9 protein-coding genes and 1 tRNA gene are annotated in these 11,531 nt (G+C 71.0%); 4 read left to right on the forward strand and 6 right to left on the reverse strand.

Annotated elements, in window-relative coordinates:
• Positions 1–5 precede the first annotated feature (5 nt).
• The 5 genes from ACWCPM_RS04375 to ACWCPM_RS04395 all read right to left on the reverse strand — a co-directional run bounded on the left by ACWCPM_RS04375 (position 6) and on the right by ACWCPM_RS04395 (position 6,019).
• On the reverse strand, positions 6–1,478 hold the full coding sequence (locus ACWCPM_RS04375; RefSeq protein ID WP_450974616.1) for a penicillin-binding transpeptidase domain-containing protein: 1,473 nt from the start codon (positions 1,476–1,478) through the stop codon (positions 6–8).
• Positions 1,475–2,923 (reverse strand): FtsW/RodA/SpoVE family cell cycle protein, encoded by a 1,449-nt coding sequence (locus ACWCPM_RS04380; RefSeq protein WP_450974617.1) that lies wholly within the window; start codon positions 2,921–2,923, stop codon positions 1,475–1,477. Before ACWCPM_RS04380 ends, ACWCPM_RS04375 begins: the two co-directional genes overlap by 4 nt.
• Before the next feature lie 27 nt (positions 2,924–2,950).
• On the reverse strand, positions 2,951–4,477 hold the full coding sequence (locus tag ACWCPM_RS04385) for a Stp1/IreP family PP2C-type Ser/Thr phosphatase (RefSeq protein ID WP_450974653.1): 1,527 nt from the start codon (positions 4,475–4,477) through the stop codon (positions 2,951–2,953).
• 140 nt (positions 4,478–4,617) lie between these two features.
• On the reverse strand, positions 4,618–5,127 hold the full coding sequence (locus tag ACWCPM_RS04390; RefSeq protein WP_450974618.1) for an FHA domain-containing protein FhaB/FipA: 510 nt from the start codon (positions 5,125–5,127) through the stop codon (positions 4,618–4,620).
• Positions 5,128–5,137: 10 nt separating this feature from the next.
• Positions 5,138–6,019: an FhaA domain-containing protein gene (locus ACWCPM_RS04395; RefSeq protein ID WP_450974619.1), complete on the reverse strand. Its 882-nt coding sequence runs from the start codon at positions 6,017–6,019 to the stop codon at positions 5,138–5,140.
• A gap of 435 nt (positions 6,020–6,454) precedes the next feature.
• Here ACWCPM_RS04395 and ACWCPM_RS04400 point away from each other — a divergent pair.
• From ACWCPM_RS04400 to ACWCPM_RS04415, 4 genes are all read left to right on the forward strand, one after another.
• Positions 6,455–6,538 (forward strand) — tRNA-Leu (locus ACWCPM_RS04400).
• A gap of 753 nt (positions 6,539–7,291) precedes the next feature.
• Positions 7,292–8,752 carry a DUF2252 domain-containing protein gene (locus ACWCPM_RS04405; RefSeq protein ID WP_450974620.1) on the forward strand — a complete coding sequence of 487 codons (1,461 nt, stop codon included), beginning with the start codon at positions 7,292–7,294 and terminating at the stop codon, positions 8,750–8,752.
• 6 nt (positions 8,753–8,758) lie between these two features.
• Entirely contained in the window at positions 8,759–9,715 is a 957-nt protein-coding gene (locus tag ACWCPM_RS04410) for a hypothetical protein (RefSeq protein WP_450974621.1), read from the forward strand.
• A gap of 55 nt (positions 9,716–9,770) precedes the next feature.
• The gene (locus tag ACWCPM_RS04415) at positions 9,771–10,115 is read left to right on the forward strand and encodes a rhodanese-like domain-containing protein (RefSeq protein WP_450974622.1); all 345 of its coding nucleotides are present in this window, start codon (positions 9,771–9,773) and stop codon (positions 10,113–10,115) included.
• Between the two features lie 263 nt (positions 10,116–10,378).
• Here ACWCPM_RS04415 and ACWCPM_RS04420 read toward each other — a convergent pair whose 3' ends face one another.
• The gene (locus tag ACWCPM_RS04420) at positions 10,379–11,515 is read right to left on the reverse strand and encodes an acyl-CoA dehydrogenase family protein (RefSeq protein ID WP_450974623.1); all 1,137 of its coding nucleotides are present in this window, start codon (positions 11,513–11,515) and stop codon (positions 10,379–10,381) included.
• Positions 11,516–11,531: the final 16 nt, after the last annotated feature.

Here is an 11,531-nt window from a genome sequence, read left to right on the forward strand (position 1 = left end):
GGCTCTCAGTGCTTGTTCTGGATGACCGCCTCCATCACGCTCTTCGCGATGGGGGCCGCGAGGCCGCCGCCGGAGATGTCGCCCCGGTCCGCCTCCTGGTCCTCGACCACCACGGCGACGGCGACCGGCGAGCTGCCGTCGGGGAGCTTGGCGTAGGAGATGAACCAGGCGTAGGGCTTCTCGCTGTTGTCGATGCCGTGCTGGGCGGTTCCGGTCTTGCCGCCCACGGTCACGCCGTCGATCTTCGCGTTGCCGCCGGTGCCCTTGTCGACGACGGTCTCCATCATCGACTGGAGGATCCGGGCGTTGTCCGAGGAGAGCGGCTCGCTGAGCTCCTCGGGGTCGGTCTGCTCGATGGTGTCGACGTCGGGCGCCTGGAGCTTGTCGACCATGTACGGCTTCATCAGCGTGCCGTCGTTGGCGACCGCGGCGGCGACCATGGCCATCTGCAGCGGGGTCGCGGCGGTGTTGAACTGGCCGATCGAGGACAGCGCGACCTCGGAGGGTGCCATGCCCTCGGAGAACACGGAGGCGTTCGCGCGTACCGGCGTGAACTGCTCCGCGGTGAAGCCGAACTTCTTCGCCGTCTCCAGCATCCTGTCGTTGCCGAGGTCGGAGCCGACCTTGCCGAAGACGGTGTTGCAGGACCACTGCAGGGCGACCCTGAGGGTCGCGTTCTTGCAGGGGATGTTCCCCTCGTTGTCCAGGTGGGTCGTGGTGCCCGGCATGGTCCACGGCAGCGGCGTCCTGGTAGGCGAGTCCGCGTCGGTGTACAGGCCGTGCTCCAGGGCCGCCGCGGCGGTCAGGACCTTGAAGGTCGAGCCCGGCGGGTAGGTCTCGCGCAGCGCCCGGTTCAGCATCGGGTCGTTCGCGTCGTCCGTCTTCTGGAGCTTGTTCCAGGCCTTCTGGTCGTCGTCGGAGTACCCGGCGATCGTGGAGGGGTCGTACGAGGGGTAGGAGGCCTGCGCCAGGATCGCGCCGGTCTCCGGGTTCAGCGCCACCACGGCGCCCTTGCCGCGCTCGGCCAGGCCCTCGTACGCCGCCTTCTGCGCGGCCGCGTCGAGGGTGGTGACGACGTTGCCGCCGGCCTTCTTCCTGCCGGTGACCATGTCGAGGGTGTTGCGGAAGAACAGGCGGTCGTCGTTGCCGGTGAGGATGCCGTCCTCGAGGTTCTCCAGCTGGTTGGTGCCGAAGGCCTGGGAGGCGTAGCCGGTGACGGGGGCCCACATGGGGCCGTCCTTGTAGGTGCGGACGTACTCGAAGTCGCCGCCGGTGGCCCGCTTGGAGCCGGTGATCGCCCTGCCGCCGACGATGACGTCGCCGCGCGGGGTGGCGTAGCGCTCTATCGCCACGCGCCGGTTGTCGGTGTCGCTCGCCAGCTCGTTCGCCCGCGCGTACTGGAGCCAGTTGTCGCGGACCAGCAGGGTCAGGACGAGCAGTCCGCAGAAGATCGCGATCCGGCGCAGAGGCGTGTTCATGACGGGCGGACCACCTGCGTCATCTCGGCGTCGGGGTTGGGAGCGGGGGTCGGTGCCGGGCGGCGTGCGGTGTCGCTGATCCTCAGCAGGATGCCGATCAGTGCCCAGTTGGCGATCACGGACGAGCCGCCGTAGGCCAGGAACGGCATCGTCATACCGGTCAGCGGGATGAGCCCCATCACACCGCCGGCGACGATGAACACCTGGAGCGCGAAGGCGCCGGACAGTCCGACGGCGAGCAGTTTGCCGAAGGGGTCGCGGGCGGCGAGGGCGGTGCGGATGCCGCGTTCCACGATGAGGCCGTAGAGCAGCAGCAGCGCCATCAGGCCGGCGAGGCCCAGTTCCTCGCCGAACGTGGCGAGGATGAAGTCGGAGTTGGTGGCGAACCGGATCAGCTCGGAGTGGCCCTGGCCCCAGCCGCTGCCGAGGGTGCCGCCGGAGCCGAACGCCCACAGCGCCTGCATGGCCTGCTCGGAGTGGAGGATGCCGTCCTGGACGCCCTCGCGGCTGAGCTCGTACTCGCGCATCGGGTCGAGCCAGGCCTGCACACGTGTCTGGATGTGCGGCTCGAAGGAGGCCACGCCGACGGCGCCGACCGCGGACATCAGCAGACCGAAGACGATCCAGCTGGTCCGCTCGGTGGCGACGTACAGCATGATGACGAACATTCCGAAGAACAGCAGCGACGTGCCGAGGTCGGTCTCGAAGACCAGGATGATGATCGACATGCCCCAGACCACGAGGATCGGGCCGAGGTCGCGCCCGCGCGGCAGGTAGAGGCCCATGAAGCGGCGGCTGGCGAGCGCGAGCGCGTCCCGTTTGACCATCAGGTAGCCGGCGAAGAAGACCGCGAGGACGATCTTGGCGAACTCGCCGGGCTGGATGGAGAACCCGCCGACGTTGATCCAGATCTTGGCGCCGTAGATGTTCTGGCCGAGGCCCGGGACCAGTGGCAGCAGCAGGAGGACCAGCGCGCCGACCATCGAGATGTAGGTGTAGCGCTGCAGCGCCCGGTGGTCCTTGAGGAAGATCAGCACCGCGATGAAGAGCGCGATGCCCATGGCCGTGTACAGCAGCTGCCGGGGGGCGGCGGTGCCGGCCTGGCCGATGTCCTGCAGCAGCTCGGACTGGTCCAGCCGCCAGATGGCGACCAGTCCGAGCCCGTTGAGCAGGGTGGCCAGCGGCAGCAGCAGCGGGTCGGCGTACGGCGCGAACTTGCGGACGACGAGATGGCCGATGCCGGCCAGCAGGCCGAGGCCGAGGCCGTAGCTCAGCAGGCCGGCCGGTACCTGGTCGTTGATGGCGAGGCCGACGTTGGCGTAGGCGAAGACCGGGATGACGACGGCGAACACCAGGAGCCCGAGCTCGGTGTTGCGCCGGCTCGGCGTGCCGATCGAGCCGATCGTGGACGTGTGCTGCGTCGACGGGTTGGAAGTACTGCTCATCGTGTGACGGGGCCTCTCACGGCTTGCCTACTGCTTACCGCACAGCGAGACGACCTTCTGCTCTTCCTCCGAGAGGCTGGGGCCGGGGCTGGGAGTGGGCGCGGTCGCGGACTGGCTCGGGGACGTGGAACCGGTGGCCGACGGTGTCGGTGTGGCCTTGGACGTGACGGAGGTGCGGGTGGTTCCCGTGGTGCCGCCTGCCTCGCCCTGGCCGGGCTGCGCGCTGTTCTCGCTCTCGGCGGCGCGGCGCTGCGCCTCCTTCTTGCACGCGGAGGCCTGCACGCCCAACTCGTCGATCTTCGCCTGGGCGTTCTTCAGCCCGCCTTCGGCGATCGTCGCCTCGACCAGCTTCTGCTGGTAGGGCGGCAGGTACTTGAGTTCGATCTCGGGGTGGTCCTTCTCGACCTTCGACAGCGAGACCCAGGCCAGGTCCTGGCTGATGCCCCGGTACAGAGCCACGTGCTCGTCGCTGGTGCCGACGTAGTACTGGGTCTGCGTCCAGCGGTGGCCCCCGTAGAGGCCGCCGCCGATGACGGCCAGCGCGAGGATGCCGTAGAAGGATCGCTTCAGCCAGCGGCGGCGGGGCCGCGGCTTGACGAAGTCGTCCTCGTCGTAGTCGCCGAAGCCGTCCGCCGGGATGTAGCCGGTGGTGTCTCCGGAGCCGGGCGGGCCGAACTCGCCGCCCTGGCCGGGCACCTGGCGGCCGAGGCCGGCGGCGCGGCCGGCCGGGGTCTGCATGATGCCGTTGTCCTGCAGGTGGTTCTGGTTCTCGGCGACCGCGCCGACGACGACGGGGGTGTCGGACAGCTGTCCGGCGAGGGTGTCACCGGTGTCGAGGTCGAGGACGTCGGCGACGATGACGGTGATGTTGTCGGGGCCGCCGCCGCGCAGCGCCAGCTCGATCAGCTGCTGCACGGTCTCCTGCGGGCCGTGGTAGCTGGCGAGGGTCTCCTCCATCGTCTGGTGGGAGACGACGCCGGACAGGCCGTCGGAGCAGATCAGATAGCGGTCGCCGACCCGCACCTCGCGGATCGACAGATCGGGCTCCACGTGGTCGCCGCTGCCGAGAGCCCGCATCAGCAGGGAGCGCTGCGGGTGGGTGGTGGCCTCTTCTTCGGTGATCCGGCCCTCGTCGACGAGGCGCTGCACCCATGTGTGGTCCTGGGTGATCTGCGTGAGGACGCCGTCGCGCAGCAGATACGCGCGCGAGTCGCCGACGTGGACCAGGCCGAGCCGCTGGCCCGTCCACAGCAGGGCGGTGAGCGTGGTGCCCATGCCCTCCAGCGACGGGTCCTCCTCGACCATCTGCCGCAGCTGGTCGTTGGCGCGCTGCACGGCCGTGCCCAGCGAGGTGAGGACGTCCGAGCCGGGGATGTCGTCGTCGAGCTGGACGATCGTGGAGATCGCCTCGGAGGAGGCGACCTCGCCGGCCGCGGCGCCGCCCATGCCGTCGGCGATCGCGAGCAGGCGCGGACCGGCGTATCCGGAGTCCTCGTTGCCCTCGCGGATCATGCCTTTGTGCGAACCGGCGGCGAAGCGCAGTGACAGACTCATGCGCACCTCGCCCGCCGGCTCCGGGTACAGCCGATCGTGTCGAGCCACACTGCCCACCCTCCGGTCGGGAGCGCGCCGGGGCCCCGGGTGTGGACCGCCGCTGCGTGCTCGCTCCGCTCGCGCTCATTCATGATGTAGCACTACTTCCGCAGCTCGATGACGGTCTTGCCGATGCGGATCGGTGCACCCAGCGCGATCGGCGTGGGGGTCGTGAGGCGGGTCCGATCGAGATAGGTGCCGTTCGTGGACCCGAGGTCCTCGACGATCCACTGACCGTCCCGGTCCGGGTAGATCCTGGCATGCCGGCTCGAGGCGTAGTCGTCGTCCAGCACGATCGTGCTGTCGTGCGCCCGGCCCAGGGTGATGGTCTGGGACTGCAGGGCGACGGTGGTGCCGGTGAGTGTGCCTTCCGTCACCACGAGTTTGGTCGGGGCGTTGCGTCGTGCGCGGCCACCGGCCGGTTGCTGGCGCTGCTGAGGCGGCGCTTGGCGCGTGGCCTGCTGCGCCCGTCCCGCGTCCCGTCGGGATCCGCGCTGTGTGACGCGCGTACCGAACAGATCGCTGCGGATGACCTGCACGGCCACGATCACGAACAGCCACAGTACGGCCAGGAAACCCAGCCGCATGACCGTGAGGGTCAGCTCTGACATTGCCCCCGGATCACCCTTCGGCTTGCCTATAGATAACGGTGGTGCTGCCCACGACGATCCGTGAGCCGTCGCGGAGCGTAGCGCGGGTGGTGTGCTGCCCGTCCACCACGATGCCGTTGGTGGACCCGAGATCCTGGATCGTGGGGGGCGTTCCGGTCCGGATCTCGCAGTGCCGGCGGGATACGCCGGGGTCGTCGATCCGCACGTCGGCCTCGGTGCTGCGGCCCAGTACCAGCGTCTGGTGAGAGATCTGGTGGCGGGCACCGTTGATCTCGATCCAGTACCTGGTCCGGGAGCCGGAGGCGGCGCCCGGGGCGGCCCCCGGACGCTGTCCGGCGGGCTGTGCCGGCTGCGGATAGCCGTAGCCGCCGGGGCGGGCGCCGGGCGGGGGCGCCGAAGGCATGGGGGGAGCACCCGAGGGCTGCGGCGGGGTACCCGCGGGCGGGTATCCGTAGCCGCCGGCAGCGCCCTGGGGGCGGGCGCCGCCCGGCGTGGAGCCGGGGGCCTGCTGGTCGGTGGAGGAGGCGAGCGTACGGCTGCGCACCCGGTACAGACCGGTGTCCAGGTCGTCGGCCTTCTCCAGATGGACCTTGATCGTGCCCATGAAGGTGTAGCGCTGCTGCTTGGCGTAGTCGCGGACCATGCCGGCGAGCTCGTCGCCGAGCTGGCCGGAGTAGGGGCTGAGGCGCTCGAAGTCCGGCGCGCTCAGCTCCACGATGAAGTCGTTGGGCACCACGGTGCGGTCGCGGTTCCAGATGGTCGCGTTGTTGTCGCACTCCCTCTGGAGCGCTCCCGCGATCTCCACGGGCTGCACCTCGGACTTGAACACCTTGGCGAAGGTGCCGTTGACCAGACCTTCGAGACGCTGCTCGAACTTCTTCAGGACTCCCATGGGGCACCTCCTCCGGCGTCGCCGTCCTGTGTACTGCCTACCCGTGTACTGCCTACCCGGTACTGCTTACTGATCGTATCCACGCCCCGGTTAATCGGCTGGTTCCCCCTGTCAGCCCGGTCGACGGGTGTCGACGGGTGTCGACGCCTGACGAGGTTCCCTGCGGCGCTCCCCTTCGAACTTCTGGCATGGATCGTAGAGGGGGTCGCAAACAAGTGTCCCGCACCGGACTGCGGACTCTGTCCGGTGCGTGGGCAGACGGGCAGGACCGGTACGAGGTTGATACGTGCGGAGGGTCTCCTGGCCGGTCGGCGTGCCTGTGCGGGGTGCCCCTGCCCCGAATAAGGGATGTGAACCCACCCAGTCCAGCGTGCTAGTGTTCTGGATGTCGGAAGGCGCCGACCCCAAGGGGAAGAGGCCGGAGACACACCCAATGCGCGGGTGGCGGAATAGGCAGACGCGCTGGATTCAGGTTCCAGTGCCCGCAAGGGCGTGGGGGTTCAACTCCCCCCTCGCGCACAGCTGAAGCGGTCGGCATCGTGATCACGATGTCGACCGCTTCGTTTTGTTCTGCTGTCTCTGGGGTAACTTCTGCTGTCCCTTGGGGTGCTTCTCCTGCTTCTCGGGCTCTTTCTCCTGTCTCTCGGGTTGCTTCTTCTGCCTCCTGGGCGGCTTCTGTCCCCTGGGCTGTTCCGTGCGGCGCCCCTCACCGTGCTCCCGGGTCGTGTGTGAGGAACGTCTCAGGGTGCGGTGGCGGTGGGCAGGGCGTGTGCCCGTGGTGGTGACGTGCCGTCGCCACCGCGAGGACCGGCGCAGGCGCCGCCCGTCGCGCCGAGCGCATTCGAGGGGGCTCCGGTGCGCTGTCCCACGGGTGCCGTTCCCGCTCCTCGTCAACGGTGATCGAGTCGTCGTCGAGGGCACTCGTGCGGCCCGTGGTGCGGGGGAGCGTGGTCGTGGTCGTGGGGGTTGTGGTGTGGCGGCGAGCGGGCCGGGCGGTGGTGCGGGCTCCGGAGCGGATCAGTGCAGAGCCTTTCTCCGGAACGTGCACCGCGCTCGGGACCGGCACCGGGAAGTCCAGGCAGGCGGGCGGGAGTTGGGCCGGCAGTCGGGTGAGCGGGCGCGCCGGCACCGGCGCGAGCAGCGCACCCGCCGTGATCAGTGGCGTGGGGCGGACGGCGTACGTCGCGGGGTACGTGCGTTTTCCACAGGTGAGGAGTTGTCCACAGGGTCTGACGGGATGCCGCCCGCCGGTTGTACCGTCGGCACGAGTTGATGTTCGTGCGAGTCACGGGGGAGGCGGTCGCCATGACCGAGGCCGGTGTGCGGGAAGCGGGTTCCGGGACGGTGCGCATCCCGCCGGTGCGGGGTTTCGCCGAGCGTTCCGCGCAGGGCGCGCCCTCACCCAAGGCCGAGGGCAAGGCCCTGCGGGAGCGGATCCCCCGGCGCGTCCACGCCACCCTCGACGTGGACGGCGCCCGGCCCGACGCGGTGGCGGCGGTCGAGGAGTCCAACCAGGGCCGGATTCCCGGGCTCACACCGATAAGGGTGGGCAGGATGGCGGCCACGCCGTTCGCCTTCCTGCGCGGAGCGGCCGGCCTGATGGCCTACGACCTCGCCCGCACCCCCATGACCCGTATCCGCGCCCAGATCTGCGGCGACGCGCACGCGGCGAACTTCGGACTGTACGGCGACGCCCGCGGCGGCCTGATCATCGACCTGAACGACTTCGACGAGACGGTGTACGGCCCCTGGGAGTGGGACCTCAAGAGGCTCGCCGCCTCGCTGGTGCTCGCGGGCCGGGCGGTCGGCGCCGACGAGGACGTCTGCCGGGCGGCCGCCCATGACGCCGCCGGCGCCTACCGCCGCACGATGCGGCTGCTGGCCCGGCTCCCGGTCCTCGACGCGTGGAACGCCATCGCGGACGAGGAGTTGGTCTCCCACACCGACGCCCACGATCTGCTCGGCACGCTGGAGCGGGTCGCGGAGAAAGCGCGGGCCAACACCAGCGGGCGGTTCGCGGCGCGGTCGACCGAGCCCACCGAGGAGGGCGGCCGGCGGTTCGTGGACGCGCTGCCGGTGCTGCGCCGTGTCCCGGACGCCGAGGCGGCGGCGGTCGCGACCTCGCTGGAGGAGTATCTGACGACGCTGTCCGAGGACAGGCTGCCGCTGCTGTCCCGGCACGCGGTGCACGACGTGGCGTTCCGGATCGTCGGCACGGGCAGCGTGGGCCTGCGGTCCTACGTCGTGCTGCTGCTGGACCACCGCGGTGAGGCGCTGATCCTCCAGGTGAAGGAGGCCCGTGGCTCGGCGCTGCTGCCGCATCTGCGGACGGCCGGGTTCCCGGCACCGTCCGTCGGCCACGAGGGCCGGAGGGTGGTTCTCGGGCAGAAGAGGATGCAGGTGGTCAGCGACATCCTGCTCGGCTGGACGACCGTCGAGGGCCGCCCGTTCCAGGTCCGTCAGTTCCGCAACCGCAAGGGCAGCGTGGACCCCGCGGCGCTCTCCGTCGACCAGCTCGACGACTACGCCCGGATGACCGGCGCCCTTCTGGCCCGTGCCCACTCGCACAGTGCCGACCCGCGTCTGATCTCGGGCTACTGCGGCAAGAACGGGGAGTTGGACGAGGCGGTGGCCGAGTTCGCCGTCGCGTACGCCGACCGGACCGAGGCGGATCACGCGGCGCTTGTGGCGGCGGTCCGGGCGGGGCGGGTCGCGGCGGAGTCGGGGGTGTGAGCGGCAGTGGGTGTCGAGGAGGGGCTCTTGCACGGTGAGGGGCGTTCCCGCGGTGCGGAGCCCGCGGTCGGAGCCGGGGTTCCGGGAGCTGGTGGCGGCGTGGCCTACGCTGGTCGGGTGACGACCCCGGAAGCTGAGCAGGGTGGTGTCGCCGACGAGGCCCGGGCGACGCCCGAGGATGGCGCGCCCCGGCCCGAGGAGCGGCTGGAGCGGGCCGTGCGGGCGGCCGAACAGGCGCTGATCGAGTACGAGATCGCGGTCGAGACCTTCCGGGTCGAGATCGAGAACTTCTCCCGGCTGCACCACCAGAGGCTCGGGCCGATGTATGCCCGCCTCGAAGAGCTGGACGCGCAGATAGCCGAGGCGAAGGCGGCCCGTACGGGCGACCCGGAGGATCTGCGCCGTGCGCAGGAGCTGCGGGCCCGGGTGCTGCCCATGCCCTCGGTGGAGGAGCTGTTCCACGGCTGGATGGACGGCGACGGCCTGTTCCCCGAGGCCGCCGCGATGCTGACGGACCGGCCTGTCCGGCCCCCGCAGCGGGTCCGCCCGAGCGACGAGGCCCGCCGTCTCTACCGCGAGCTGGCCCGTAAGGCCCACCCCGACCTCGCCCAGGAGGACGGCGAGCGCAAGCGGCGTGAGGAGTTCATCACCCGTGTGAACACCGCCTACGCCCGTGGTGACGAGGTGCTGCTGCGCGAGCTGGCCGAGGAGTGGGCGGCGGGTCCGGTGCCCGAGGAGCGCCGGCCGAGCCCCAGCGAGGAGCTCTACGCCCGGCTGGACTGGCTCGCCCGGCGCAAGGAGCTGCTCTCGGTCGTCGCCCGTGAGCTGGAGGAGGGCGCCATCGGCTCCATGCTCCGGCTGGCGCCCGACGATCCGGACACTCTGCTCGACGAGATCGCCGAGCAACTGCTCAGGGAGGTCGACGCGCGCGAGACGGAGCTGGCGGCGCTGATCGGTCAGTGAGCGGCCAGGGCGGCCTCCGAACGTCCTCGGGAGTGCTTCGGGTAGCGTCGGGACCATGAATTTCGGAGCTGTTCCCACGGTCGGGGTCACCGACCTCAAGGACGACGACTTCCTGCTGGACGTCCGTGAGGACGAGGAGTGGCAGGCCGGCCATGCCGCGGGCGCGCTGCACCTTCCCATGAGCGAGTTCGTGGCCCGGTACGGCGAGCTGACCGAGGCCGCCCCGCAGGACGGCCGCGTCCACGTGATCTGCCGTTCCGGCGGTCGCTCGGCCCAGGTCGCGATGTACCTCAACCAGCAGGGCATCGACGCCGTGAACGTCGCCGGTGGCATGGAGGCGTGGCAGGCGACCGGGCGGGCGGTGGTCACGGACGCCGGGGAGCCGGGAAGCGTGGTCTGAGGCCGAGGCCGCTGGGCGGACTGGTGCGGGGGCGCGGGGAACCAGTGGCCCCGCGCTTCTGGGCCCGCTTAGTGGACTGGTGGGGGCGTAGGGAACCAGCGGTCTCGGGTCGTCGGGTGGCCGGGGGCAGGGCCGCGGGGAACAGTGGTCTCAGGCTGTCGGGTGGCCGGGCTCGGGGAACTGTGGTCTTGGGTCGTCGGGTGGCCGGGGGTAGGGCGTGGGGGCGTCGGCTGGGGCTGAGGTGGGCCTCGGGCGTGCCGTTCTCATTCCGGTGAATGTGCCGCCAGCAGATCCCCCAGCGCCTCCTCATGCGCCGCCGCCGGGCCGAGGGACAGTTCGAGGTGCTTGGCCCAGGCGTGGTACCGGTGCAGGGGGTACTCGACGTCCGCCCCGAAGCCGCCGTGCAGATGCTGTGCCGTCTGCACCACCCGCCGCACCCCTTCCGAGGCCCAGATCTTGGCGACGGCCACGTCTCCGGCGGCCGGCAGCGCCCCCGGCGCCCCCGAGCTGATCCGCCACGCCGCCTGCCACAGCGTGGCCTCCATCGCCCGCAGGTCGATATAGCGGTCGGCGGCCTGCACGGCGACGGCCTGGAACGTCGCGATCGGGTGCCCGAACTGCTCGCGCTTCCCGGTGTACTCGCCGGTCATCCGCAGCACCCGCTCGCCCAGACCCAGTGCCAGCGCACAGGTCCCGGTGGCCAGCAGCTCCCGCAGCCACTCCCAGGCCCCCTCGGCCGTGACGACGTACCGCTGCGGGACCCGCGCCGACTCCAGACGCAGCTCCCCGAGGCGCTCGCCCGTTGTCGCGAACTGCTCGGCCGTCACAGCCCCTTCGTGTCCGCGGGGGACGAGGGCGAGTACGGCGCGGTCCGCCTCGGTGTGCGCGGGTACGACGGTGAAGTCGGCGTCGTGGATCCACGGCACCGCGGTCTGCACCCCGTCCAGGACCCAGTCGTCCCCTTCCCGCCGGGCGGTCACCGCCCGTTCGGCGGGGTCGTGACCGCCGGTACGTCCCTGCGCGGCGACGGTCAGCACGACCTCGCCCCGCCCGGCCCTTTCGAGCAGCTCGGACTTCAACTCCTTCTCGCCGTAGGCCTGTACGGCGGCCAGCGCCGCGCTGCTCTCCAGCAACGGCACCCGCGCGAGCACCTTCCCCGCCTCGCGCAGCACCAGGCACAGCGCGACGGCGTCGAGACCCGCCCCGCCGTGCTCCGGGTCGAGCAGCAGGCTCAGCAGATCGGCGCCGGCGAGCCTGCCCCACAGCGCGCGGTCGAAGTCGTCGGCCACGGCGCCCCTGGTCAGCGTGGGGCTGGGCACCGCGTCCGGTGCGACGTCGGCGAACAGCCCCCGCGCCGCCTCGGACGCCGCCTGCTGTTCCTCGGTGAAGGTGAAGTCCACGGTCCTGTCCTCCCGG

The sequence above is a fragment of the Streptomyces sp. NPDC002309 genome (genome assembly GCF_053593375.1).